Genomic DNA, 24,246 nt, shown 5'->3' with positions numbered 1-24,246 from the left:
ATTTTGCAGGGAAAATAATATTTAAGACTTTCATCAAGACAATGGCAGAAAGAAATGTGAGGGTGCGCTTTGCACCGAGTCCTACGGGTGCCTTGCATATCGGCGGTGTGCGTACGGCTTTGTACAACTACCTTTTCGCCCGTCAGCATGGCGGCAAACTGATTTTCCGTATTGAAGACACGGACTCCAACCGTTTCGTCCCGGGAGCAGAGGAGTACATCCTTGACTCGTTCAAGTGGCTGGGTATCGGGTTCGACGAGGGGGTCAGCTTCGGTGGGGAATACGGCCCTTACCGTCAGAGTGAGCGTCGTGAGATTTACAAGGAATACGTCCGTCAGCTGCTGGATGCAGGCAAGGCTTACATTGCTTTCGACACACCGGAAGAGCTGGAAGCCAGACGCAAGGAGATTCAGAACTTCCAGTATGACGCCCACACACGTATGCAGATGCGCAACTCGCTGACGATGTCGAAGGAAGAAGTGGACGGTCTGATTGACGACGGACAGCAGTTTGTTGTCCGCTTCAAGGTCGAGCCGGGAGAGGAAGTCCATGTCAACGACATGATTCGGGGCGATGTCTGCATCAAAAGTGACATCCTGGACGACAAGGTGCTTTACAAGAGTGCGGACGAGCTGCCTACCTATCATCTTGCCAACATTGTCGACGACCACCTGATGGAAATATCCCATGTCATCCGTGGTGAGGAGTGGCTGCCCAGTGCGCCGCTGCACGTCTTGCTTTATCGTGCTTTCGGCTGGGAAGACAGCATGCCGCGTTTTGCCCATCTGCCTCTGTTACTGAAGCCGGAGGGCAAGGGCAAGCTCAGCAAGCGGGACGGCGACCGTCTCGGCTTTCCGGTCTTCCCGTTGGAATGGCACGATCCTAAGACCGGAGAGGTCAGCTCCGGCTATCGTGAGAGCGGCTACTTTCCCGAGGCGGTGGTCAACTTCCTGGCGTTGCTGGGCTGGAATCCTGGTACGGAACAGGAGATCTTCTCGCTCGATGAGCTTGTACAGGCTTTTGACATCACGAAATGTTCAAAGAGCGGAGCCAAGTTCGACTATAAGAAAGGAATGTGGTTCAACCATGAGTATATCCTCCGCAAGAGTGATGATGAAATAGCCGGACTCTTCGCTCCCATTGTTGCCAACAATGGTGTCGAGGCCACGATGGATCAGGTGAAGCAGGTCGTTCACATGATGAAGGATCGTGTCAGCTTTGTGAAGGAGCTGTGGGAGCTCTGCTCTTTCTTCTTCATTGCCCCGACAAGCTACGACGAGAAAACCGTCAAGAAGCGGTGGAAGGAATATTCGGCACAGCAGATGACCGAACTGGCGGCAGTGCTCGAGGGAATAGAAGATTTCTCTGTTGAAGGGCAGGAGGCTGTCGTCATGAAGTGGGTGGAGGACAAGGGCTATAAGCTCGGTGACATCATGAATGCCTTTCGGCTCACGCTCGTCGGCATCGGCAAGGGGCCGGGTATGTTCGACATCTCCGCTTTCCTCGGGAAGGAGGAGACCTTGAAACGAATGCGCAAGGCAATTGAAGTACTTGGATGAAAAGTTTGAAGGCTAAATAAAACAAGCCGAATATGTATGATATAATAATGTATGCCATCCAGTTCGGTATTGCCGTCGGCAGTCGCTTCAATGAGAAACTGCGCAGGATGTGGCGGGGCGAACGGGAGGCTGTAAGGACATTACAGGAGAAAGTGGATCCGGATGCACGGTACATCTGGTTCCATGCTGCTTCACTGGGTGAGTTCGAGCAGGGTCGTCCGTTGATGGAGCAGATACGGCGGGACTGTCCGCAGTACAGGATTCTGCTCACGTTCTTCTCGCCTTCAGGCTATGAGGTGAGGAAACACTATGCCGGTGCTGACATCATCACTTATCTTCCGATTGATACGGTGGGGAATGCAAGGAAGTTCCTGCGTGCCGTACGGCCGGTAATGGCTTTTTTCATCAAGTACGAGTTCTGGTACAACTACCTCCATATCCTGCAACACCGGGGCATTCCCACCTATAGCGTGTCGAGTATCTTCCGTCCCGACCAGGTCTTTTTCAGATGGTACGGACGGAGCTACGGACGTGTGCTGAAGTGTTTTACACGCTTCTTTGTACAGAACGAAGTGAGTAAGCAGCTTCTGGACAAGATAGGTATTCACGATGCCATGGTGGTGGGGGACACACGTTTCGACAGGGTTCTGCAGATCAGAGAAGCCAGCAGACAGCTGCCATTGGTGGAGAAATTCGTTGGAGCTGATACTGCCGACCGTAAGAAAGTCTTTGTGGCTGGTTCTTCTTGGCAGCCTGACGAGGAGATATTCCTCGGATACTTCAACGGACACAAGGACTGGAAACTCATTGTCGCGCCGCATGTCATCGGGGAGGATCACCTGAAATTCATCCTTGCACTGATTAAGGATAAGAAGGTGGTGCGCTATACACAGGCGACGGAAGAGAACGTTGCTGATGCCGATGTGCTGGTCATTGATTGCTTCGGACTTCTCTCTTCCATCTATCACTATGGCGATGTCGCCTATGTCGGCGGTGGATTCGGCGTCGGCATCCATAACGTGCTCGAAGCAGCCGTATGGGGTATGCCGGTTCTGTTCGGTCCTAATAACAAGCACTTTGCCGAGGCGCAGGGACTCTTGCACGACGGCGGAGGCTTGGAGGTATGCGATCTTGCTACGTTTACGCTGGAGATGGATCGCCTTGCCGATGACGAAGAATATCGCATGGCTTGCGGTAATATGGCCGGTGCTTACGTCAAGGGACTGGCCGGTGCAACAAAGAAAATTCTAAGCAACGTAAAGTTATGAAGTATCAGATAACCTGTGATAACTGTGGCACACAGTTCATTGTTGAGGCAGGCGAGGGGCAGACTATTGAATGCAAGTGCCCGCACTGCCACGGTGTCATGGAAGTCACGCTGCCTTTGGTGAGTGCCGGGCAGCAGTATGAACAGCAGCCTGCCTATGCGGCGCAGGATTCTGGGAATGACGACGGAAAGGAAAAGAAAAACAGCCATGCCGTTGCATGGGGAATTGTCATCGGTCTGCTTCTGTTGACAATCGGTGTCGGAGCGTATATCGGATTCCGGTCTTCCGGACCGAAGCCCACACCGACGGACAGCATCCCCACCGACACGATTCCATACGAAACGCCGGTTGACGAACCGCCTGCACAGGTGGTTGATACCGTTGTCGAAGCCCCTGCAAAAGAGAAACCGAAGCAGGAGGAGAATACGGAGGAGGAACCGCAGGAGGAACAGGCAGACACTGCTGCCGTGGCGGCACATGACGAATAGGAGGCTGGCAGCAGACAGGAATAACGAACAAAAACAAAAGAAGATACATGGGAAAGATTATTTTGACCGGTGACCGCCCTACAGGCAAGCTGCACCTCGGTCATTATGTGGGTTCACTCCGCCGCCGTGTGGAGCTGCAGAACCTCGGCGACTACGATAAGATGTTTGTCTTCATGGCCGATGTCCAGGCGTTGACTGACAATGCCGATAATCCGGAGAAGATTCGCCAGAACATTATTGAGGTGGCCTTGGATTACCTCTCTGCCGGTCTGACTCCGGAGAAGTGTGTGCTCTACATACAGAGTCAGATACCCGAACTGGCCGAACTGACCACTTACTTCATGAACCTTGTCAGCGTCAGCCGTGTACAGCGCAACCCGACGGTGAAGACGGAAATCAAGATGCGTAACTTTGAAGCCAATATCCCGATGGGATTCTTTGCTTACCCGGTCTCACAGGCGGCCGACATAGCGGCTTTCAAGGCGACGACCGTGCCTGCCGGTGAGGATCAGGAACCGATGCTGGAGGTGACACGTGAAATCGTACGCCGCTTCAACCAGATCTATGCGCCTGTGCTGGTAGAACCGAACATCATGCTTCCGGAGAACGCTACGGCGCGCCGTCTGCCCGGTACGGACGGCAAGGAAAAGATGAGCAAGAGCCTCGGCAACTGTATCTATCTCTCGGATGATGCCGATACGGTGTGGAAGAAGGTGAAGACAATGTACACCGACCCTGCCCATCTGAATGTCTCCGACCCCGGTCATGTCGAGGGCAATGCCGTGTTCACTTACCTTGATGCTTTCTCGACGGACGAAGACTTTGCGGAGTTCTGGCCGGAGTTCAAGAACCTTGACGAGCTGAAGGCGGCTTACACAGCCGGTGGTATCGGTGACATGAAGTGTAAGAAGCTGCTCAACAGCGTCCTGAACAAGATGCTTGATCCTATCCGCACACGCCGTCACGAGTACGAGCAGGACATTCCGGAAATCTACAACATCCTCAAGAAAGGCTCGCTTGCTGCCCGTGAGACTGCCGCACAGACGATGGACGAGGTGCGCTCCGCCATGCAGATCAATTACTTCGAGGATGCAGAACTGATCCGGAGCCAGGCGGAGAAGTACAAGGTGCAATAAAGTTTCGCCTCTCCATGAGAGTGTGCAAAAAACAAATGCCTTTTTGAGAGTCTTACAGTTTGAGGCTCCCCGATAAGAAAGCCCATTTCAAAACTCGTTTGTGAGTAGAGAAATAGGCTTTCTTTTGTTTCTGATCCGACTTTTCCCTACAGACTGAATGTTGTCAGGGACAGACCTGCATCAAGTGCTGATTTTATCTTGTAAATTGATGAGTTGTTTTTTAATAATGCTGTCCGATAAAACTAAAACAGCATGATCCCCTATGTGTAATCTCCTTTAAACAGACAATTCTGCATTGTTCTTGGAAAAACAAGCCTCTTGATCAGATAAATTCTCCCCGACACAACTCTTTTCTATCCACAGGTTGCTCCCATCCTGGCAATATATTGGCAAGGTTCGGGCCGTCAACACGACTGGTGTTTACCGACAAATCCACACGTGACGGGCATCAGCACATTCGCAGGGAAAGGTCGCTTCATTCCTGTCGTCATGATGTATAGTGGGATGCTGACGACTGACCTGCATGGGAAATGTCTACCGGATAGGTACTGCCTCTCAAACTACTTTGTTGTATGGAGTCAGGTAAACTCGGATTCATCTGTGTTTCTTCATCTTGTATTTCAGTCTCGGCGTCTCAATTACCTCATTGATTTCAAATCCAAGTTTCTCGTAAATTCTCTTTGCGTTTTGGTTGAAGGCGAAAACCGTAAGGGTAATGCTTTTAATACTGTCATTCTCAAAGATGAGGTCTACGAATCTCTTCAATGCCTCTGTCCCCAGGCCCGACCCTGTTTTCCGGGGATTTATGATAAACCGGCCAATGTGTATGTTGTCCTTGTCAATTCGTACTTCCTGTATCATTCCGATAAATTCCCCCTGGTTGAATATCGAAAACACATACTCCAGTTCTTTTATTTTGCCATAATCCAGCGGGTAAGGGATCTTGGAGCCCGCCCATTGCTCCTGAAACGCTTCCCCCTGTTCATTAGACCATTCACATAAAAGCAAGGCATTGTCTTTTTTGATTCCCTTTTCAATTCTAATATCTGTCATCTTGCCAAAAACTTTGCTTATGCTGCAAAGATATATAAATTATTTGGAACATGGCACAGGCAGCGCATTGCTTTCTTCGGGGCTATGCAGATGTTTCTGTCTGTCAATCTGTGTAGCGGCAAGACGTCGGTTTTTCTCTGTCTCAATGCAAAGGAAATGCTGTCGCAAATGTCTATTTACCGATTTTTAGGTATTGTCCGGCTTCTGGTTATTCCCTATCTTTGCACCAACGACTTTGACAGGCATTATCCGTTTGTCAATGATTGTCTTCATCATAACGAATCATATACACGAGGCCACTTCTGACTGAATAACTGTAAAATAAAAGATGAAGCCCTGTACTGCTGTGTAATACCAGTATAAGAGGTCTGTATTTATGGAGCGGACAGGGCATCATTAAATTATTAATAATGAATGCTGATGGAAAAGATTAAATCCACTCTGACGGAGATTCCCGAGACGATGCTTACCACGCTGTGGGCGAAGGCTGTGGAGACCGACCGTCCCGATCCTTTGCTGCGTGACGAGAAAGCAAAGGAGATTATCGGACAGATTGACTATGACTTCTCGAAGTTCAATAATGTAAAGTTCTCGCAACTGGGCTGCTGCATCCGTGCCAAGCTGATTGACAATGAGGCCCGGCAGTTCCTTGCCCGCCATCCCGATGCTGTGGTGATACAGCTGGGGGCGGGGCTGGATGCACGGTACGAGCGACTGGGACGGCCGGAGGTGACACACTGGTTCGACCTCGACCTCCCGGAGGCTATCGACCTGCGCCGCCGCTTCCTCACAGAGACAGACCGCAACACCTGTCTGTCTGAATCCATGTTCGAGACCGACTGGCTGGACAAGGTAAGCTCGTATGGCAGGCTCGTCCTGATTATCCTCGAAGGTGTGCTGATGTATTTCCCGGAGGAAAAGGTGCAGGCACTGTTCCGCAACATCTGCGACAAGCTGCCGTCAGCCACCGTGCTGTTTGATATGCTTTCCTTTATGTTTGTCGGACGCGAGAAGAAGCATGATATGCTGCGGAAGATGGGAAAGGGCGCCGAGTTCAAGTGGTCGCTGCTCAATACAAAGGACATGGAGACATGGAACAGCCGGCTGCACGTGAGGAAGGAGTACTTTATGAGCGATTACGACGAAGGGCGGTTCCCGTTCTTTTTCCATCTGCCCCTGTACATTCCTTATTTCTATCGCCGTCTCAACCAGCGCATTGTCAGGATTGAGATAGAATAGTCCCAGCCCTTGTGCCAGGCTTCTGTCAGTGGCAGAAAGCAGGCAGAACGCGGGCGAGGGTAATTCAGAAATGGCGTGCAGACTGTTTTCGGAAAGTTCCTAAGCGATTTGAAAAGCTCTTAAGCTTTCTTTGAAAAGCTCTTAAGCTTTCTTGAAAAAGCTCCTAAGCTTTTGGGAGAAAACCCTTGAACCCTTTACACGTATGCCAGTGAAATAAGAAAGGCAACCGACTGCAAATGTCGGTTGCCTTTCTTTGATAATACCTGCTGTCAGCTCGTCAGCTTGTCTTACAGATTGGCATTGTCTTTCTTCCACGCTGCAACAGCCGGAACGATGTCGAGGCTGATGATTTCCTCACGCATCTTGCAGAGGTGCTCGTAAGAAGCCTGGAGAGACGCCATCTCTTCTGCCGTACCTGTAGGCTCGGTGTAGTGGACACCGGTAGCGTCGATGGTTGTAGGCATGGCCATCATCACGTTCTTGAAGCCGAGCTTTTCGTCGTTGACATAGCAGCCGGCTGGCAGGGTGAACTTCTCACCGCCCATGGCAGCCTCGATCATCTTGACAGCGTTGTAAGCCGGGCTCTGGAAGGAACTGCGGCCGCGCAGCTTGATGATGTTTGAACCGCCCTGCACGGTGTGGTGCTTGATTTCTTCCCAACGCTCGGCAGAAAGCCCCATCTCTGACAGCGGCTTGCCGTCGACCTTCACCTGAGAAGCGAATACTGCCATCTGCTCACCGTGGCCACCGTAGGTGTGCGCGCCGGTAACCTTGTCCTGCTGTACGCCGAACTCGTGAGCCAGCGCCTGCTGCAGACGGGTAGAGTCGAGTGCGGCGAGTGATGTCAGCTGGTTGGGCTTCAGACCGGAGTGGATCAGAGCCGTCAATGCGGTGACATCAGCCGGGTTGAAGATAACGACAACGTGCTTTACGTCCGGGCAGTACTTCTTGATGTTCTCACCGAAGTCAGCTGCGATTTTGCAGTTGCCCTTCAGCAGGTCCTCACGGGTCATGCCCTCCTTGCGCGGAGCACCGCCGGAAGAGATGATGTATTTTGCACCGGTGAAAGCCTCGGCCGGGTCAACGGTGTAAGAGAGGTTGGCACCCGGGAAAGCGCACTGCTCCATCTCGTCGAACACACCATGAACGCCCGGCTCATAGATGTCGTACAGGCAGATGTTAGGGGTAAGACCGAGTGTAAGTGCGGTCTGGACCATGTTTGAACCGATCATGCCGCCGGCACCGACGATGACGAGTTTCTCGTTTGTTAAGTACTTCATAATAAATATATTTTTTAAGAGTATGATTCTCTTTTTATACGATACCGCAAAGTTACGAAAAAAAAGACCATGCGAGAAGAATATACCGTGATAAATGTGTTATTAAATATAAAAAAGGAAGGGCTTTGCCAACTCCGTCTGACAAACCGGCCTGTCAGGGAAAAGCGGATGCGGTGACGCGTTGTCCGGCTGACGGCCGCCTGCTGGGTCAGCTCGGCGTGGAAACACGGCCCTGGCGGTCTCAATGCTTCCGGGAATAAAGTCTCCAAACATTTGGGATTATCAACTAATATTCATATATTTGCAGCAGATAAAGAATGAGCTTATGGGAACAATGAGTAAGATACAGGAGTTAAGGGCCAGACGCAGAGTCTATCAAGCCCAGAAAACGAAAGAGTATAAACAGCGCATAGCAGCTTACCTCTCGGATGCTGACAAGCGGATTCTCTTCAGCGGAGAAGGCTTCATACGTGTCCCGGAGGAAGAAGCGAAACGAGAGAAAATAGATGTTTATCCCTATCTCATCCAATAAAGGGCAGAAGAATGGAAATAAAGCATTATCCATATCGATTTGTAAAGAAAGTGACAGAGCCTTGGGATGGACCCCAGGGCTTTTTGCTTTATAAATATCTCTATTCTTTCAAGTCCCCGAAAAGCCACCAGACTTATTGGGTGTGGGTAGAGGTATATGAGCATCACCTCTATGCTGTCAAGTTCCACCTGAAGGCACATCGGGACAGCAGCAAGCGGTATAATCTGATGACCGGGCTCAATGAACCGAGAGAATGTATTTACACCTGCATGGCGATCATGGCCGAGACTGCCAAGAAAGACCCGCGGGCTTCCTTTGGTTTCATCGGTGCGAACAGAGTGGATGAGCCGGAGGAAAATACCAGCAGATTCCGTGTCTACAGAAGATATACACTTACGCTGTTCGGTCCGGGCGAGTATGAACATTTAGTCAACATAGAGAAAAGTACCTATCTGTTGATAAACAAGAAGGAACTGTCGGCGAACCCTGGTCTCATCAAGGACATTGTCGAAGGATTTAAAGAATTATATCCCTACTTCGACTGACCGCCCCGCCCTGTTTTACACCCCGCCTTAAGCTCTGACTACGACCGACCTTAAACAGACAATGATATGAAACAGACCATCAACGAACGAATTGAAAACCTCCGGGAATGGATGCGGGCGAACGGATTTTCCGCTTTCGTCTTCCCGAGCAGTGACCCGCACAACAGCGAGTATGTCGCCGACCACTGGAAGAGCCGCGAATGGATTTCCGGCTTCACGGGATCGGCGGGGACGGCCGTCGTCACCCTCGACCGCGCCGCCCTGTGGACGGACTCGCGCTATTTCATCGCTGCCGCAGAACAGCTGGCAGGCACGGAATACCGGCTGATGAAGCTCCGTGTGGAAGGCACGCCTACGGTGTGTGAATGGCTTGCCGACGAGCTGGCGGCGTATGAGAAGCCCGTCGTCGGACTGGACGGCAACGTCAATTCCTTTGCAGAGGTAGCCGTTCTGACGCAGGAACTGGCGACAAGAGGGAACATCCGGGTGCGGACAGATGCCGACCCGATGGCGACGCTATGGACAGACCGCCCGGCCATACCCGGCCATAAGGTTTGCCTCCATCCTTTGAAGTATGCCGGCGAAACGACCGCAAGCAAGATAAGCCGGATCCGCAAGAGCCTCGCTGTCCGGGGGGCCGACGGCCTGCTGGTGACCGCCCTGGACGAGATTGCCTGGGTGCTGAACCTGCGCGGCAGCGACGTACACTGCAACCCCGTCTTCGTCTCCTACCTGCTGATAACGCCTGGGAACGTCACCTTATATATAAATAAGGAGAAACTCCCGGAGGAGGTGGGGCACTGTCTTGCAGCCGGGAATATTGCGGTAGAACCCTACGGAGCGGTTGCCGTGGGGCTGGAACATTACCCCGGGCGACACCTGCTTGTCGACGACTCCACTACGAACCACACGCTGGTCTCTGCCTTGCAGCGGGGCAAGGCCGTCTTCGGCGAGTCGCCTGTCCCCGGGATGAAGGCCGTCAAGAACAGGGTGGAGCAGGACGGCTTCCGTGCTGTCATGCTGCGCGACGGTATTGCGATGGTGAAATTCCTGGCCTGGCTGAAGCCTGCCGTCGAGGCCGGCGGACAGACGGAGATGTCGCTCGACCGAAGGCTGACGGCACTGCGTGCCGAACAGCCGCTTTTCAAAGGCATCTCCTTCGACACCATCGTGGGTTACGAGGCGCACGGTGCCATCGTGCATTACGAGGCGACCCCGGAGACAGACGCCCCCATAGAGCCGCACGGGCTGGTGCTCATTGACAGCGGGGCACAGTACGAAGACGGTACGACAGACATCACACGGACCGTTGCCCTGGGTCGGCTGACAGAGGAGCAGCGGCGCATTTACACCCTGGTGCTGAAGGGACACATCCAGCTTGCCCTGTGCCGTTTCCCCTCTGGGGCGTGCGGCTCGCAGATCGATGCCATCGCCCGCGAGCCGATGTGGCGCGAGGGTTACAACTACCTGCACGGAACGGGACATGGGGTTGGAAGTTATCTGAATGTGCATGAAGGACCTCACCAGATTCGCATGGAGTGGCGGCCGGCACCGCTCCGGGCGGGGATGACCGTCACCGACGAGCCGGGGCTCTATCTCGAGGGGAAGTTCGGCGTGCGCATCGAGAACACCCTGCTCATCGTCCCTGCCGTGACAACGGACTTCGGCGAGTTCCTCGGGTTCGAGACGCTCACCCTTGCACCGATCGACACGACGCCGGTCCTGCCGGATATGCTGACTGCGGAGGAGCGGCAGTGGCTGAACAGCTACCACCGCCGTGTCCGTGAAACGCTTTCCCCTCACCTCTCTGCTGCTGAAGCGGCATGGCTGAAGGCGGCTGCCCGCCCGCTCTGAGCCCCCCTGCTGTTTTCCGATGCTGCAAGATACTTGTTGTTTCCTGCCGTCGGGAATGCTGTTCCCAATCGGTTGGGAATCCTGTTCCCAGCCGTTGGGAATCCAGCTCCCAACCGGTCGGGAATGCTGTTCCCTGTAGTTTAATGCTTTTGGTAAACAGCCTTCCTTCTTGCTTCTAAACTTGGTTGACGGTTTTAAGAACTTATTTTTGTTTTTTGTCGACTGTCTTCCGTCCGGGCTGAAGCGGTCTGTTCGGTTTCTTGTCCATGGGGTTAATTCCTGTGCAGTGGGGCTGTGCCCGAGAAAAGGAACAGATAGGTTCAAGTCGTATAAAAACACCTGCGTTTAGACAAGGAGGCAGACGGCGCAGAAGAAAAGGGCAGTCTCCAAGCTGCGAGTTCCAAATCCCAAGCTCCGTTCTCAGGTTTCAATAAAATGCGGTCTTGCGGGCATAATCTGCAAAAGATTGCTTAACTTTGCAGACTATGAAAAGAATAGGATTTGATAGGATAAACCGGAAGAAGACCGTGGGCACGGTTGTAAGAATACTGCTTGCCGTCCTGCTCCCCGTATTCTTGTTTGCCTGCAGCGGAAACCCTTCTCTCCAGCAGATAGAGAAGGAGTCGGACAACCCCAAACTGGCAGCGGCCGTCCTCCACCGGACTGACAGCATACTGGCTCGTGGCGGCCTGTCGGACGAGGAAGAGGGACGGATGCTGCTGGCAAAGGTGAAGGCACAGTTCTTCATGAGCTATGTCACGCAGAACTTCCCTCCCGACATTGACTCCGCCATCACGGCCGCCGTGCAGAAGCTGGAGCGGCACGACAGCCCGAAGCTGGCCGAGAGCTATTACTGGCAGGGAATGGTCAGCAACCTCTGCTACGGAAAGCCCGTGGAAGGCATGGTGGCGCTGGAGAACGCCCTCCTCATCCTCCCCGATGCCGACCCGGAGTTCCGCGCACGTCTCTACCAGCAGCTCAGCACCGTCTACGAGCAGCTCGGCAACTTCGACATGGCCGTCCGCTATATGCAGCAGATGGTAAGGATCATGGACAGCAGGGACGACCCCGTGGGGCAGCTCGTCACCCACTACGACATCTCCACCATCTTCCGGCAGAACGGCCAGAAGGACAGCGCCGACTACTATCTGCGGCTCGCGATCCGTGAAAGGGCGAAGTTCAACGACCACCGGTTCGATATTTTCAACGAGGTGTTCGGCAGCTACTACCTGGAACAGAACGACCTGCCGAAGGCGAAATACTATCTCTCACGCGCCCTGATGGCCGACGGACGGATGCCGGACGCCCAGCTGGGGCTGGCACGCATCGCATGGATGGAGCATCGCCCGGCCGATGCCCAGCGATGTCTGCAGCGTGCCGTGACGCTGGCCGATTCCCTCTACCGTGCCGACGGCAGCTACCGCACCCCGATGGTAAGTTTCCTCAGGTCGCTGGCACGGTTCTACAGCGACACGGGGGCAAAGGACGAAGAGCTGCACGCACGCCGCCGGCTCGACACGGTAGGCACGGTACTGGCACGGCACAACGCCCGGCTGCTCAACGAGGCCTCCGTGCAGGAGCACGATTACCTCGCACGCAAACTGGAACAGGAAAACCAGCGGCAGAACCGCCTGCGGATGACGTTCGCCGGCATCGTCGTCCTGCTGGCAGGCGGATATGTGTTCCTGCTGGCACGGCGCTATATCCGCAGGTCGCGCGAACGGCTGGGAAAGCTCAGGCGGAAGACCTACCGGCAGACGCACGAGATAGGGAAGCTCAAGGGACAGGTGAAGGAATACTCCAAGACGCAGGCCGACCGGATCATCGACGGAAAGCCCCTCTACGAATCGATAGAGCGGGGCACGGCCACGATGGAAGGCTGGGACAAGGACACGCAGGAACGCTACATCTGTTACGCACGCTTCATCGATCCGGATGTCTTCGCCACCCTGAGCGAGAAGCTGACGGCGAAGCCCACCATCTTCTTCTATCTCTGGAAGAAGGGCTACAACGATGCCGAGATAGCCCGGATCATGAACGTCTCCAACGGCAGCATCCGCACCATGCGTTACAACATACGCCGGCAGAAACAGCAGGGAGACGACACGAATATCAGCACATGACCTTTTCTTGATGTCAAAAAACCTGTTGTTGTATGTAATAAATTGGTTTTCAGATTGTTAAATTTTGTTTCGGGGGGGGGTAAATTCCCGCCTGGTTTGACAATTCTCTCTCGCCGCACAAAGATTTCAAGGTCTTTGTGCGGCGTTTTTTCGTGCTGTTCCATAACTTTGCAACACCAGCTTTCATAATTATATGACTGAACGGTTTGATAGATGTTAATTGAATTGTTATATTGAGAAACAAAACAGAAGACATGAGAGAAAAACAAAACAAATTCGGAAGAGGGGCCGTCTTGAGGATGGCTTTGTTTACCCGCCTTATGTGTCTGCGAACTGCCATTCTGCTCGTTATGATGATGGGAGGTATTGGAGCGAAGGCTTATGTCGTAGGTAATTACATTAAAATGCCTTACGGAGAGGGTTACATTACCTACCGTGTCATTGATGCCAGTGCATCCAGTCCTAAGCTGGCTGTATACAACGTGAGGGGAGTCAAGGGGACGGTAGAAATCCCCGCCAAGGTGTTCGATGGCAAGGATGTCTATTTCACGGTGACACAGATTGGAGGAGCATACGACTCGAATGACCCCACCGTGTGGGACGAGAAGGTGACGGAGGTGAAACTTCCCAATACGATTACTACGTTAGCGAATTATTGTTTTCACAGGGCCAATATAACCTCCCTGACACTTCCTGCCAGTGTGAAGGAGATTGAACCTCGGGCAAATGTGCTGTTGGGTAGCTGTCCTAAATTGAAGGAAATAAAGGTTGAATCGGGGAATCCTGCCTTTATATCGGATGGCGGTGTGCTTTATACCCAAGGGCATAAGAAACTGATCTGCATTCCTTGCGGCATGGATTTTTCTGCTACAGGCGGCAAGTATGAAATCAATGCGAATACTAAGAGTATCGCTATATATGCTATAGGAACAACTTCTACCTTGCAGAAACTAATCATCCCGGCATCAGTCGAATATATCTATATGGGAAGCTGGCCGACTTTTTCTTATCACCCGGAATCCTTGAAAGAGATTGAAGTTGATGGCAGCAACCCCAACTATTGCAGTGTGGATGGTGTGTTGTACAATAAAGACAAGAGCCAACTGATTTATTATCCGTCTGGCAAGGAGGGTGCTACATTCAAAGTACCCGATGGTGTGAAATCCATTCCGTATGGTTACACATTCTATTGTGCTTACAGACTTACATCGATAGATTTTAATCAAGTAGAAAAATTGGGTAATTACTGCATGGCAGGCTGTCATAATATTTCTGAAATCACCATTCCAAGTAGTCTTACCTCTATTGGTAGAGGGGCTTTTGCGTCCATGAAGGGACTTACGAAGTATATTGTCCAGCCCGGCAATCCGAATTATTCTTCGGATGAAGATGGGGTGTTGTTCAATAAGGACAAAACAAAACTGATCGCTTACCCCACAGGACGGGTGGAAAAAGAGTACAAAATCCCCAGCAGTGTAACGGAAATAGGGACACAGGCTTTTATGGATGCAAAGATTGAGAAGATGACGATACCGGCAGGGATCACGTCCTTGGGGGTTGAAGCATTCAGAGCAATTCTTCTCGAGACCGTTGTCTTTGAAGAACCATCGAAGATAACCGAATTACGGGGCAGAACATTTTTGTGGTGTCCAAGATTGACTACGGCAACGCTGCCTAAGTCATTGAAGACTTTAGGAACCGCATTCGCCGGGTGTGACAAGTTGAAAACGGTGAATGTCCCTGACGGCTCTCAACTGGAAACAATCAAGAAAGGTGCTTTCGTAGCCTGCAGTAGTCTTACGAATTTCAATTTTCAGGGGAGCTGCAAACTCAAGACAATTGAATCCAGTGCATTTGCTGATTTGGAGAATTTGAAGTCTTTTGATTTCCCTGCTTCTGTGACGACTATCGGTGACAATGCCTTTGGCAATACTCCTGCAATGGGAACAGTGAATTTCGCAGATAACAGTACGATTATCTCCTTTGGAGAGGGTGCTTTTTCCAACAGTGGAATCAAGCGCCTCAAAATACCTGCAAGTGTTACGTCCATTGAGAAGGAAGCATTCAAAAACTGTAACGTATTAGAGCGTGTGAATGTGCCCGCAGGTTGTACGAATATCCATCCGGAGGCTTTCAAGTACGACTCGAAGCTCGCCAACATAGATGTAGATGCTGCCAACCCGAAGTATTCCAGTGTACAGGGTATTCTGCTGAGCAAGGACAAGAGCGAACTGCTGATATTCCCTCCGGGCAAGGCACGCACCGACTTTACCCTCCTGCCGCCGTCCATTACGAAGATCGGCGACTATGCTTTCTACGAAGGCGGCAGTCAGTTTACGAATATTGTCATTCCGGCCAAGGTGAATGCGATCGGCATACGTGCTTTCGGACTGAATCCGGCTCTGAAGACGGTGACGCTGCTCTGCGATGAATTGATACCGGGAAGCCGCATTGATCAGGGAGAAAACACCATGTCGTTCGACAATGGAAAAGTGGCTGCAGACGATGCGAAGAGCCACATCACAGTTTATGTACGCAAGAGCCTCCTCGACAAGTACAAGAGTGACCCGTTCTGGAAGAATTTCACCTTGAAGCCATCGTTCACGGTCAAGGCCGAAGGCACTTCGGCTGCCACGGACGAGTATATCCCGACTTCTCCCACGACAGTCGACTTCCTCTCCACTACTGCTGATGTGAAGACTTTTGTCCTGCCCGAACAGGTGAAAACGGATGAGGGCGGTACATCCAAGACCTACAAGGTAGGGCTTATCGGCGATTATGCCTTTGAGAATGCTAACGAGCACATGAAGGAGGTAGTTGTAAAGGCCGCTGTAGACTACATTGGCGCCATGGCTTTCGTGACAAAGACGAAGCGTGTTACCGCCAACGGTCAAAGCACCATCAGTCCTGTCAGTACGACTATCAGACAGGTGATTTTCACGGGTAATGCGCCCGCCACGAAGCTTTCGCAGAAGTATTTCTCTCTCGGGGCTGCCTTCAGCGAATTTTTCCGGGGAGCATCGGGAACAGGAAACTGTGAGCAGAAAATCTATGTGAAGAAGTCGAAATTGTCCGACTATAAAGCGGCATGGAGCAACTATGCGAAGGCACTGGACTACAAGATTCAGGGCGACGGAAATGCGGCGTTCAAGATAAACCGCAAGTATGGAACGTTCGCACGTGAGTTCGATACCGACTTTTCCGATTACCTGACCCAAAAACACACTGTCAAGGTGGCGGCTTTCGTCGCTGGTACTCCCATTCTTCGTGGCAGCGGCGACTATGGTAAAAGCTCTTATCACGTACGGATGACGAGTGTTGACCTGAAAGGCGGCGTCAACGGCAACTACGGTTACATTCCTGCCGGAACAGGCGTGTTGCTGAAAGTTCTTGACAAGGAATCCACACCTGCCGATTTCTATTACACGATCGGCGAGCACGACAACGTGTCTTACTCCATCACGGAAAACGTCATGAAGGGCGTGACGGTCAACGATGCGGCGGTCAATGCTTCCCCCGGCTCGCCGGTTTACGTCATGCAGGACGGTATGTTCCGCAAGGCAGAGACTCCTGTCAACGGTTTCACGGTCCACAAGGCGTATGCCAAGCTCGGATCCCTGCCGGCAGGTGCCAAGGTGACATTTGTCTTCGACGATGGTGAGGCGACAGGCATCGAGAATGTTGATGCTGCGGAAGACAGCGAGAGGCAGGATGTCTGGTACAACCTCAACGGACAGCGCGTAAGCCGGCCGGAGCACGGTGTATACATCCGCAATGGAAAGAAAGTGATAATCAAATAAAAATTGAAAGACAATGGGAAAGAAAAGATATACAAGCCCCGCCACCATCGTGGTGACGGTTGTACAGGAAGGTCTGATGGAGACAGCCAGTCCCGGCGTACAGGGACCCTACAACCCTCACAAACCTATTGAGGCAAAAGGAAACGATGTCTTTCCGGAGGAAGGTGCGGAACTTCCGCATTACAGCCCATGGGAGGACTGATGTCTCGACAATGCAATTATGTGATACTCTTTTACCAGACAACATAATTTCGTCGTGACCTCTGGCGAGAGGCACAAAGGTAAAAATAACCTGATTGAATGATTCAACAACTCTCTAAGTTTTTTTGCGTAACATCTGTTGTGAAACACGTGTTACGTTTTTTTTGTTTTGTCCTGTTTGAAATGTCCGGTGGGGCATTCTCTGGCAGTATGTTGACGGCCAAACACCATGGATGCTGGTGGGATTCATCCTTGGTGTCAAGCCCGGTACGGACTCCGTCAGGCATTATAATGTTGTCAGGCTTTAGAAACGCATGACAAGATGATACACAATGTACGAATGAAGAATATCAAAAAGTGACGGCAAATCGAAAATGTACTTTTGTTGTAGGCAGTCTTTGGGTTGTATGAATGATTTTATGTTCGATTCTGCCGAAAAGGTGCAAAAATCCTGTTGCGGCAGAATATAATATGCTTTATTCTGCCGATTGCGGATGTTTTCAATGTCATGCGGCAGATGATGATGTATATTGCCGGAAGCCGGGGCAGGCGATCCATCATGGATATGGCTTTGGATGACGTCATTAATAATAAGGTGCTGCCCGGCTCTTTTGGGAAGACGGTCCCCTGTAAAGCCGTTTTAATTGTTTTAAGACCCTGTCCGGATGAAAAATCCGCAATTGTTTGGCGGTTAGGAGAATTAAGTGTAACTTTGCAGGCGCAAAAGTGGTATCATGCCCTTTCGCAGATGTTTAATCAATAAATAATTTAAAACAAAAAGCATGATTATTGTACCAGTAAAGGACGGCGAGAACATCGAGCGCGCGCTCAAGAAGTTCAAGAGAAAGTTTGAAAAGACAGGTGTTGTAAAAGAGCTTCGTGCTCGTCAGCAGTTTGACAAGCCATCTGTCAAGAAGCGCCTGAAGATGGAACATGCCGTTTACGTACAGAAGCTTCGCGACACGGAAGAGTAAAATCTTCTTTGAAAATTTGGTAGTTCGGATTAATTTCCGTAAATTCGTTGCCATAAATGATTGGACGGCGAGCCGATGGTCGATATGTTCTTGGATTACTTAAGGTTGGAGAGGAACTATTCCCCGATGACCGTAACCAGTTACCGCAAGGATCTGGAAGAGTTTGAACGGTTCTTTCAGGATCTCGAAGAGCAGCTCTCTTGGGAGACGGTGGATTCTGATGTGGTCAGGAACTGGATGGAGGACATGATGGACAGAGGCAATGCCGCATCATCGGTCAACAGAAGACTCAGTTCGCTGAGATCCTTCTACCGCTTTGCGCTCCGCCGCAGTCTTGTCAGGAGAGATCCTGTCCACGGCCTCCAGGGGCCGAAAAGGCAGAAGCCGCTTCCGCAGTTCCTGAAAGAATCGGAGATGGAAAGGCTGCTGGAACCGGGAATGTGGACGGACAGTTACAAGGACGTGCTCGCCCGCACGTTGATTATGACGTTCTATGAGACGGGCGTGCGTGTGTCTGAACTGACGGGGCTGGATGACAAGGACGTTGACGGTCTTACCTGCGAACTGAAAGTGACAGGCAAGAGGGACAAGCAGCGGATCATCCCTTTTGGCAGGGAACTGGCCGAGACGCTGGCCGCATACCGGCAGGTGCGCGGCGCTGCGGTGAAAGGCGACAGTGCCGCCCTTTTCCGGACCGAGAAAGGTGTCCGGATGACAGACGGACAGGTCAGGGCTCTGGTGAAAAAGCATCTCTCGAGGGTATCGACCCTGAAGAAGCGGACACCTCACGTCCTGCGTCACACATTCGCCACGGCCATGCTCAATCATGAGGCTGGACTGGAAAGTGTAAAGAAGCTGCTCGGGCATGAGAGCCTGTCGACGACGGAGATCTACACGCATACGACCTTCGAGCAGTTGAAGAAAGTCTATAAGAATGCCCATCCAAGGGCTTAACCTTTTAAAAATGGAGGTACCTATGGAAATTAAGATTCAGTCGATTCATTTCGACACTACCGAGAAGTTACAGGCCTTTATCACCAAGAAGGCCGAGAAATTAGAAAAGTCTTACGAAGACATTCAGAAAGTAGAGGTGCAATTGAAGGTGGAGAAGCCGGCCACTGCATTAAATAAGACAACAAGCCTGTCGGTTGCCGTTCCGGGAACGACGCTGTTTGTGGAGAAGACCTGTGACACTTTCGAAGAGGGAGTTGATCTGTGTCTGGATGCAATGAAGGTCCAGCTTACCAAGTATAAGGAAAAACAGAGAAAGCGTTGAAAAAATCCTTGAAATATTTTGGGGATTCAAATAAAAGCCTTACCTTTGCAGCCGTTTTACGACAAGTAGCCTCCGGCTGCAAAGTAACGCCTCTTTAGCTCAGTTGGCCAGAGCACGTGATTTGTAATCTCGGGGTCGTTGGTTCGAATCCGACAAGAGGCTCTCCGATAAGGAGGACGCATTTCATAGGACGGGTAGTTTCCAGAGTGGCCAAATGGGGCAGACTGTAAATCTGCTGCTTCTAGCTTCGGTGGTTCGAATCCATCACTACCCACATCCGGAAATGGAAACTGCGGAAATAGCTCAGTTGATAGAGCACTAGCCTTCCAAGCTGGGGGTCGCGGGTTTGAGTCCCGTTTTCCGCTCTCATGGTTTTGCTGTAATAGCTCAGTGGTAGAGCACTTCCTTGGTAAGGAAGAGGTCCTGAGTTCAACTCTCAGTTACAGCTCTTCCGTCGTTCAGTGAGTGTAACTAAAAAGCACAGATTACTCATTTAATATTAAATAGAAAAAGCTATGGCTAAAGAAGAATTCGTGCGCACCAAACCGCATGTAAACATTGGTACTATCGGTCACGTTGACCACGGTAAGACCACTCTTACTGCAGCAATCTCAAAGGTTCTTCATGAGAAGGGCTTCGGTTCTGAGGATATCAAGTCTTTCGACCAGATTGACAATGCTCCGGAGGAAAAAGAGCGTGGTATTACCATTAACTCTGCACATATCGAATACGAAACAGCAAAACGTCACTATGCACACGTAGACTGTCCGGGTCACGCTGACTATGTGAAGAACATGGTTACCGGTGCCGCTCAGATGGATGGTGCTATCTTGGTTGTAGCTGCTACCGACGGTCCTATGCCGCAGACCCGTGAGCACGTGCTGCTCGCCCGTCAGGTGAACGTTCCCCGTCTGGTTGTCTTCCTGAACAAGTGTGATATGGTTGACGATGAGGAGATGCTCGACCTCGTTGAGATGGAGGTTCGTGAGATCCTCGAGCAGTACGGTTATGAAGAGGATACTCCTATCATCCGCGGTTCTGCACTGGGTGCACTGAACGGTGTTGAGAAGTGGGTTGACTCTGTCATGCAGCTCATGGATACCGTTGACACCTGGATTCAGGAGCCGGTACGTGAGGTCGACAAGCCGTTCTTGATGCCTGTTGAGGATGTCTTCTCCATTACCGGTCGTGGTACTGTTGCTACCGGCCGTATCGAAACAGGTGTATGTAAGGTAGGTGACGAGGTTCAGCTGCTCGGTCTCGGTGAGGACAAGAAGTCTGTCATCACGGGTGTCGAGATGTTCCGCAAGAACCTTGCACAGGGTCAGGCCGGTGACAACGTAGGTCTGCTTCTCCGTGGTATCGACAAGTCCGAGGTTAAGCGCGGTATGGTAGTCGTACACCCGGGTGCCATCACTCCTCACGATCACTTCAAGGCTTCTATCTACGTGCTGAAGAAGGAAGAGGGTGGCCGTCATACTCCGTTCGGCAACAAGTACCGTCCACAGTTCTACCTCCGTACAATGGACTGTACAGGTGAGATCAAACTCCCGGAGGGTGTTGAGATGGTAATGCCTGGTGACAACGTTGAGATCGAGGTAGACTTGATTTACAAGGTTGCATTGAACGAGGGTCTGCGTTTCGCTATCCGTGAGGGTGGCCGTACGGTAGGTTCCGGTCAGATCACAGCAATCCTCGACGATATCAAGTAATTACAAGATAGGTCGTAGATTACACAGATAAAATTGGTTTCCGGCTCTTACGGGTCGGGAACTGACTTACGGGTTTAGCTCAGTCGGTAGAGCACTGGTCTCCAAAACCAGGTGTCGAGGGTTCGAGTCCTTCAACCCGTGCAAGAAGAGAAGATTTTATGTTTAAGAAGATAGTTAATTATTGCAAGGACTGCTACGACGAACTTGCGCATAAGACTACATGGCCATCACGTGCCCAGCTTACACATAGTGCAATGGTTGTTTTAACTGCTTCCCTTGTCATTGCACTGGTTGTGTTCGCTATGGATTCTGTGTTCCAGCATGTGATGGGTTTCGTATATCCAGGTTAATTCATTAGGAGAAATGGCTGATACAGAAAAGAAATGGTATGTTCTTCGTGCTGTCAGTGGCAAAGAGGCAAAGGTGAAGGAATACATCGATGCCCAGTTGCGGCTGAACGAGAAACTTGCTGAGCGTGTCTTCGAGGTCTTGTTGCCTATGGAGAAGCACGCAACTGTGCGTAAAGACGGCAAGCGCGTTGTCAAGGAGAAGTTAAGTCTCCCGGGCTATGTGCTTGTTCAGGCCAACATGACTCCTGACGTGGCTTCCACGTTGCGTTTCATGCCTAATGTGTTGGGATTCCTCGGAGGCATGGCTGATCCTTCCCCCGTCCGCCAGGCAGACATCAACCGTCTGCTGGGCAATGTGGAAGATACTGAACTTGATGAAGTGCAGGAAGTTCCATACATGGTGGGTGAGACGGTTCAGGTCACCGACGGTCCTTTCAGCGGTTTCCACGGGGTCATCGAAGAGGTGAACACCGAGAAGCACAAGCTGAAGGTGATGGTGATGATTTTCGGTCGCCAGAATCCGCTGGAACTGAGTTTTATGCAAGTCGCAAAAGAAGAATAGTATTGTTACGGATACTGTTCGACTTATAGTTTAATTTTTAATATTAACAAAGAAATGGCTAAAGAAGTAGCTGGATTAATCAAATTACAGATTAAAGGTGGCGCTGCAAATCCATCCCCCCCAGTAGGCCCTGCATTGGGTTCAAAGGGTATCAATATCATGGGATTCTGCAAGGAGTTCAACGCCCGTACCCAGGACAAGGCTGGCAAAGTTCTTCCAGTCGTAATTACTTACTACAACGATAAGTCTTTCAGCTTCATCATCAAGACGCCTCCCGCAGCCGTACAGCTCATGGAGGCAGCCAAGGTGAAAAGCGGTTCCGGCGAGCCCAACCGCAAGAAGGTTGCATCCGTAACTTGGGAGCAGGTAAAGGCTATTGCTGAGGACAAGATGCCGGATCTCAACTGTTTCACGGTAGAAAGTGCCATGAAGCTGGTTGCCGGTACTGCTCGTAGTATGGGTATCACTGTAAAAGGGGACTTCCCTGGTAAATAATTTTAAACTTCAGAAGTAAAAATGAGTAAACTGACAAGAAATCAGAGATCAGTAGCTGAGAAGGTTGAAGCAGGGAAGGCATATTCATTGGAAGAGGCAGCAAAGCTGGTCAAGGAGATTACCACGACCAAGTTCGACGCTTCCGTAGATGTTGATATCCGTCTCGGTGTAGACCCTCGCAAGGCCAACCAGATGGTACGTGGTGTCGTATCACTGCCGAATGGTACTGGAAAGGTCACCCGTGTGCTCTGTCTCTGTACGCCTGATCAGGAGGCTGCCGCCAAGGAAGCCGGTGCTGATTACGTCGGTCTCGACGAATATGTTGACAAGATCAAGGGCGGATGGACTGATGTTGATGTCATCATCACGATGCCGTCCTGCATGGGTAAGTTAGGTCCTTTGGGTCGTATTCTCGGCCCTCGCGGCTTGATGCCGAACCCGAAGAGCGGTACGGTGACTATGGATGTTGCTAAGGCAGTGAAGGAAGTAAAGCAGGGTAAGATTGACTTCAAGGTTGACAAGGCGGGTATTATCCACACCTCAATCGGCAAGGTCAGCATGACTGCTGAGCAGATTTATGGTAACGCCAAAGAGTTCATCTCTACTGTTATCAAGCTGAAGCCTGCTGCTGCTAAAGGTACATATATCAAGAGTATCTTTATTTCGAGCACAATGAGTAAGGGTGTCAAGATTGATCCTAAATCAGCTGAATAACTCTAAAAGTTTTGTACAATGAAGAAAGAAGTAAAAGATACAATTATCGCTGAACTCGGTGAGAAGCTGAAGAGCTTTCCTCATTTCTATCTGGTTGACGTGACCGGTCTGAACGCAGAGGCTACCAGTGTGCTCCGCCGTAAGTGCTTCAAGAGCGAGATCAATATGGTCGTCGTGAAGAACAAACTCCTTCACAAGGCTTTTGAGGCTTCAGATGTAGATTTTGAACCACTGTATGGTTCTCTCAAGGGCAATACGGCAGTGCTGTTCACGCAGACCGCCAATGTGCCGGCAAAGCTGCTGAAAGAGTACAAGAAGGAGGGTGTTCCTTCTCTGAAGGCCGCTTATGCAGAGGAGACTCTGTTTGTCGGTGCTGAGAAGCTCGAGGAACTTGCAGCTCTCAAGAGCAAGAACGAGGTTATCGCAGACATTGTGGCATTGCTGCAGTCTCCGGCAAAGAACGTTGTTTCTGCTCTCCAGTCAGGTGCTGGCACCATCCACGGTGTGCTTAAGACTTTAGGCGAGCGTCCTGAGTAAAGAATCTGATAAAGTCAAAAGGTATATTATTTTTAGAACAAAAAATTAAAAAGTTAGAATAAAATGGCAGACGTAAAAGCTATTGCAGAAGAGTTAGTAAATCTTACTGTTAAGGAAGTAAATGAGTTGGCAACTGTCCTCAAGGACGAGTATGGTATCGAGCCTGCAGCTGCAGCTGTTGCTGTTGCTGGCCCTGCTGCAGCCGGTGCAGCCGGTGCAGCTGAGGAGAAGTCTGAGTTTGACGTTGTCCTCGCAGAGGTCGGCGCCAACAAGCTGAAGGTCGTAAAGGCTGTCAAGGAGGCTTGTGGTCTCGGTCTGAAGGAGGCTAAGGATCTCGTAGACGGTGCTCCTTCCACACTGAAGGAGGGTATGGCCAAGGCTGAGGCTGAGAACCTGAAGAAGGCTATCGAGGCTGAGGGTGCCAAGGTTGAGCTGAAGTAATTCCGCTTCGATTCTTACATTAATTGTATACGGTTAGGATTTACCTGGTAGGTGAGTCCTAACCTTTTTGTGTCTTTCGACATCATGAGGGTGTTGCTTCCCTCTTT

General features: G+C 51.1%; 24 protein-coding genes and 5 tRNA genes. 27 read left to right on the top strand and 2 right to left on the bottom strand.

Features of this window, described 5'->3' with window-relative positions; all coding sequences use genetic code 11:
- Window positions 1-41 precede the first annotated feature (41 nt).
- Genes gltX through trpS form a run of 4 tightly spaced genes read left to right on the top strand, consistent with a single transcriptional unit; the run spans window position 42 to window position 4,451 of the window.
- The gene (gltX, locus tag HMPREF9141_RS11440; protein WP_007368911.1) at window positions 42-1,559 is read left to right on the top strand and encodes a glutamate--tRNA ligase; all 1,518 of its coding nucleotides are present in this window, start codon (window positions 42-44) and stop codon (window positions 1,557-1,559) included.
- A 32-nt stretch (window positions 1,560-1,591) separates the two neighbouring features.
- Window positions 1,592-2,827 (top strand): 3-deoxy-D-manno-octulosonic acid transferase, encoded by a 1,236-nt coding sequence (locus HMPREF9141_RS11435; protein ID WP_007368910.1) that lies wholly within the window; start codon window positions 1,592-1,594, stop codon window positions 2,825-2,827.
- A complete protein-coding gene (locus HMPREF9141_RS11430; protein ID WP_007368909.1) occupies window positions 2,824-3,315 on the top strand; it encodes a hypothetical protein in 492 nt (163 codons plus the stop codon). Before HMPREF9141_RS11435 ends, HMPREF9141_RS11430 begins: the two co-directional genes overlap by 4 nt.
- A 47-nt stretch (window positions 3,316-3,362) precedes the next feature.
- Complete coding sequence (gene trpS, locus HMPREF9141_RS11425; RefSeq protein ID WP_004351830.1) at window positions 3,363-4,451, top strand: tryptophan--tRNA ligase; 1,089 nt, start codon at window positions 3,363-3,365, stop codon at window positions 4,449-4,451.
- Window positions 4,452-5,045: 594 nt separating this feature from the next.
- Here trpS and HMPREF9141_RS11420 read toward each other — a convergent pair.
- The gene (locus HMPREF9141_RS11420; protein WP_007368908.1) at window positions 5,046-5,504 is read right to left on the bottom strand and encodes a GNAT family N-acetyltransferase; all 459 of its coding nucleotides are present in this window, start codon (window positions 5,502-5,504) and stop codon (window positions 5,046-5,048) included.
- 414 nt (window positions 5,505-5,918) lie between these two features.
- On the opposite strand from HMPREF9141_RS11420, the gene HMPREF9141_RS11415 reads away from it, so the two are divergent.
- Window positions 5,919-6,743: a class I SAM-dependent methyltransferase gene (locus HMPREF9141_RS11415; RefSeq protein ID WP_007368907.1), complete on the top strand. Its 825-nt coding sequence runs from the start codon at window positions 5,919-5,921 to the stop codon at window positions 6,741-6,743.
- Window positions 6,744-7,030: 287 nt separating this feature from the next.
- Here the strand turns inward: HMPREF9141_RS11415 and HMPREF9141_RS11410 are convergent, their stop codons facing one another.
- The gene (locus HMPREF9141_RS11410) at window positions 7,031-8,023 is read right to left on the bottom strand and encodes a malate dehydrogenase (RefSeq protein ID WP_004351851.1); all 993 of its coding nucleotides are present in this window, start codon (window positions 8,021-8,023) and stop codon (window positions 7,031-7,033) included.
- A gap of 325 nt (window positions 8,024-8,348) precedes the next feature.
- On the opposite strand from HMPREF9141_RS11410, the gene HMPREF9141_RS11405 reads away from it, so the two are divergent.
- From HMPREF9141_RS11405 to rplL, 22 genes are all read left to right on the top strand, one after another.
- Complete coding sequence (locus HMPREF9141_RS11405) at window positions 8,349-8,555, top strand: hypothetical protein (RefSeq protein WP_231559250.1); 207 nt, start codon at window positions 8,349-8,351, stop codon at window positions 8,553-8,555.
- Window positions 8,556-8,638: 83 nt separating this feature from the next.
- Window positions 8,639-9,100: a hypothetical protein gene (locus tag HMPREF9141_RS11400; protein WP_246479360.1), complete on the top strand. Its 462-nt coding sequence runs from the start codon at window positions 8,639-8,641 to the stop codon at window positions 9,098-9,100.
- 66 nt (window positions 9,101-9,166) lie between these two features.
- Window positions 9,167-10,954, top strand: a complete 1,788-nt coding sequence (locus HMPREF9141_RS11395; RefSeq protein ID WP_007368905.1) for an aminopeptidase P family protein — start codon at window positions 9,167-9,169, stop codon at window positions 10,952-10,954.
- 485 nt (window positions 10,955-11,439) lie between these two features.
- Complete coding sequence (locus HMPREF9141_RS11390) at window positions 11,440-13,077, top strand: tetratricopeptide repeat protein (protein ID WP_007368904.1); 1,638 nt, start codon at window positions 11,440-11,442, stop codon at window positions 13,075-13,077.
- Between the two features lie 254 nt (window positions 13,078-13,331).
- On the top strand, window positions 13,332-16,877 hold the full coding sequence (locus HMPREF9141_RS11385; RefSeq protein ID WP_007368903.1) for a leucine-rich repeat domain-containing protein: 3,546 nt from the start codon (window positions 13,332-13,334) through the stop codon (window positions 16,875-16,877).
- Window positions 16,878-16,890: 13 nt separating this feature from the next.
- Window positions 16,891-17,079 carry a hypothetical protein gene (locus HMPREF9141_RS11380; RefSeq protein ID WP_007368902.1) on the top strand — a complete coding sequence of 63 codons (189 nt, stop codon included), beginning with the start codon at window positions 16,891-16,893 and terminating at the stop codon, window positions 17,077-17,079.
- A gap of 516 nt (window positions 17,080-17,595) precedes the next feature.
- Window positions 17,596-17,841 (top strand): hypothetical protein, encoded by a 246-nt coding sequence (locus HMPREF9141_RS11375; RefSeq protein ID WP_257009605.1) that lies wholly within the window; start codon window positions 17,596-17,598, stop codon window positions 17,839-17,841.
- Between the two features lie 19 nt (window positions 17,842-17,860).
- On the top strand, window positions 17,861-18,052 hold the full coding sequence (gene rpsU / locus HMPREF9141_RS11370) for a 30S ribosomal protein S21 (RefSeq protein ID WP_007368900.1): 192 nt from the start codon (window positions 17,861-17,863) through the stop codon (window positions 18,050-18,052).
- 75 nt (window positions 18,053-18,127) lie between these two features.
- Window positions 18,128-19,006: a tyrosine recombinase XerC gene (locus tag HMPREF9141_RS11365; protein ID WP_040555089.1), complete on the top strand. Its 879-nt coding sequence runs from the start codon at window positions 18,128-18,130 to the stop codon at window positions 19,004-19,006.
- Between the two features lie 22 nt (window positions 19,007-19,028).
- Window positions 19,029-19,328: a ribosome hibernation-promoting factor, HPF/YfiA family gene (gene hpf / locus HMPREF9141_RS11360; protein ID WP_040555088.1), complete on the top strand. Its 300-nt coding sequence runs from the start codon at window positions 19,029-19,031 to the stop codon at window positions 19,326-19,328.
- 88 nt (window positions 19,329-19,416) lie between these two features.
- Window positions 19,417-19,490, top strand: a tRNA-Thr gene (locus tag HMPREF9141_RS11355).
- 30 nt (window positions 19,491-19,520) lie between these two features.
- Window positions 19,521-19,602: transfer RNA gene (locus HMPREF9141_RS11350), tRNA-Tyr, on the top strand.
- 18 nt (window positions 19,603-19,620) lie between these two features.
- Window positions 19,621-19,693 (top strand) — tRNA-Gly (locus HMPREF9141_RS11345).
- A gap of 11 nt (window positions 19,694-19,704) precedes the next feature.
- Window positions 19,705-19,776, top strand: a tRNA-Thr gene (locus HMPREF9141_RS11340).
- A 67-nt stretch (window positions 19,777-19,843) separates the two neighbouring features.
- The gene (tuf, locus tag HMPREF9141_RS11335; RefSeq protein WP_007368897.1) at window positions 19,844-21,040 is read left to right on the top strand and encodes an elongation factor Tu; all 1,197 of its coding nucleotides are present in this window, start codon (window positions 19,844-19,846) and stop codon (window positions 21,038-21,040) included.
- Window positions 21,041-21,108: 68 nt separating this feature from the next.
- A tRNA-Trp gene (locus HMPREF9141_RS11330) sits at window positions 21,109-21,181 on the top strand.
- Between the two features lie 17 nt (window positions 21,182-21,198).
- Window positions 21,199-21,390, top strand: a complete 192-nt coding sequence (gene secE / locus HMPREF9141_RS14020; protein ID WP_007368896.1) for a preprotein translocase subunit SecE — start codon at window positions 21,199-21,201, stop codon at window positions 21,388-21,390.
- A gap of 13 nt (window positions 21,391-21,403) precedes the next feature.
- Window positions 21,404-21,952: a transcription termination/antitermination protein NusG gene (gene nusG / locus HMPREF9141_RS11325; protein ID WP_007368895.1), complete on the top strand. Its 549-nt coding sequence runs from the start codon at window positions 21,404-21,406 to the stop codon at window positions 21,950-21,952.
- A 54-nt stretch (window positions 21,953-22,006) separates the two neighbouring features.
- Window positions 22,007-22,447 carry a 50S ribosomal protein L11 gene (rplK, locus tag HMPREF9141_RS11320; protein WP_007368894.1) on the top strand — a complete coding sequence of 147 codons (441 nt, stop codon included), beginning with the start codon at window positions 22,007-22,009 and terminating at the stop codon, window positions 22,445-22,447.
- Window positions 22,448-22,468: 21 nt separating this feature from the next.
- On the top strand, window positions 22,469-23,161 hold the full coding sequence (rplA, locus tag HMPREF9141_RS11315; RefSeq protein WP_007368893.1) for a 50S ribosomal protein L1: 693 nt from the start codon (window positions 22,469-22,471) through the stop codon (window positions 23,159-23,161).
- Window positions 23,162-23,179: 18 nt separating this feature from the next.
- Window positions 23,180-23,698, top strand: a complete 519-nt coding sequence (gene rplJ, locus HMPREF9141_RS11310) for a 50S ribosomal protein L10 (RefSeq protein ID WP_007368892.1) — start codon at window positions 23,180-23,182, stop codon at window positions 23,696-23,698.
- 63 nt (window positions 23,699-23,761) lie between these two features.
- Entirely contained in the window at window positions 23,762-24,139 is a 378-nt protein-coding gene (gene rplL / locus HMPREF9141_RS11305; protein WP_004351841.1) for a 50S ribosomal protein L7/L12, read from the top strand.
- Window positions 24,140-24,246: the final 107 nt, after the last annotated feature.

This window comes from Prevotella multiformis DSM 16608, assembly GCF_000191065.1.
In the GTDB taxonomy this organism is placed as follows: Bacteria; Bacteroidota; Bacteroidia; order Bacteroidales; family Bacteroidaceae; genus Prevotella; species Prevotella multiformis.
The sequence above is the reverse complement of the archived record's forward strand: the minus strand, read 5'-3'. Positions and strand labels throughout refer to the sequence as shown.

Coding starts and splice junctions, on each gene's coding strand:
- gltX (WP_007368911.1), top strand. CDS start 42: ATGGCAGAAAGAAATGTGAGGGTGCGCTTTGCACCGAGTCCTACGGGT.
- HMPREF9141_RS11435 (WP_007368910.1), top strand. CDS start 1,592: ATGTATGATATAATAATGTATGCCATCCAGTTCGGTATTGCCGTCGGC.
- HMPREF9141_RS11430 (WP_007368909.1), top strand. CDS start 2,824: ATGAAGTATCAGATAACCTGTGATAACTGTGGCACACAGTTCATTGTT.
- trpS (WP_004351830.1), top strand. CDS start 3,363: ATGGGAAAGATTATTTTGACCGGTGACCGCCCTACAGGCAAGCTGCAC.
- HMPREF9141_RS11420 (WP_007368908.1), bottom strand. CDS start 5,504: ATGACAGATATTAGAATTGAAAAGGGAATCAAAAAAGACAATGCCTTG.
- HMPREF9141_RS11415 (WP_007368907.1), top strand. CDS start 5,919: ATGCTGATGGAAAAGATTAAATCCACTCTGACGGAGATTCCCGAGACG.
- HMPREF9141_RS11410 (WP_004351851.1), bottom strand. CDS start 8,023: ATGAAGTACTTAACAAACGAGAAACTCGTCATCGTCGGTGCCGGCGGC.
- HMPREF9141_RS11405 (WP_231559250.1), top strand. CDS start 8,349: ATGGGAACAATGAGTAAGATACAGGAGTTAAGGGCCAGACGCAGAGTC.
- HMPREF9141_RS11395 (WP_007368905.1), top strand. CDS start 9,167: ATGAAACAGACCATCAACGAACGAATTGAAAACCTCCGGGAATGGATG.
- HMPREF9141_RS11390 (WP_007368904.1), top strand. CDS start 11,440: ATGAAAAGAATAGGATTTGATAGGATAAACCGGAAGAAGACCGTGGGC.
- HMPREF9141_RS11385 (WP_007368903.1), top strand. CDS start 13,332: ATGAGAGAAAAACAAAACAAATTCGGAAGAGGGGCCGTCTTGAGGATG.
- HMPREF9141_RS11380 (WP_007368902.1), top strand. CDS start 16,891: ATGGGAAAGAAAAGATATACAAGCCCCGCCACCATCGTGGTGACGGTT.
- HMPREF9141_RS11375 (WP_257009605.1), top strand. CDS start 17,596: ATGATGATGTATATTGCCGGAAGCCGGGGCAGGCGATCCATCATGGAT.
- rpsU (WP_007368900.1), top strand. CDS start 17,861: ATGATTATTGTACCAGTAAAGGACGGCGAGAACATCGAGCGCGCGCTC.
- HMPREF9141_RS11365 (WP_040555089.1), top strand. CDS start 18,128: ATGGTCGATATGTTCTTGGATTACTTAAGGTTGGAGAGGAACTATTCC.
- hpf (WP_040555088.1), top strand. CDS start 19,029: ATGGAAATTAAGATTCAGTCGATTCATTTCGACACTACCGAGAAGTTA.
- tuf (WP_007368897.1), top strand. CDS start 19,844: ATGGCTAAAGAAGAATTCGTGCGCACCAAACCGCATGTAAACATTGGT.
- secE (WP_007368896.1), top strand. CDS start 21,199: ATGTTTAAGAAGATAGTTAATTATTGCAAGGACTGCTACGACGAACTT.
- nusG (WP_007368895.1), top strand. CDS start 21,404: ATGGCTGATACAGAAAAGAAATGGTATGTTCTTCGTGCTGTCAGTGGC.
- rplK (WP_007368894.1), top strand. CDS start 22,007: ATGGCTAAAGAAGTAGCTGGATTAATCAAATTACAGATTAAAGGTGGC.
- rplA (WP_007368893.1), top strand. CDS start 22,469: ATGAGTAAACTGACAAGAAATCAGAGATCAGTAGCTGAGAAGGTTGAA.
- rplJ (WP_007368892.1), top strand. CDS start 23,180: ATGAAGAAAGAAGTAAAAGATACAATTATCGCTGAACTCGGTGAGAAG.
- rplL (WP_004351841.1), top strand. CDS start 23,762: ATGGCAGACGTAAAAGCTATTGCAGAAGAGTTAGTAAATCTTACTGTT.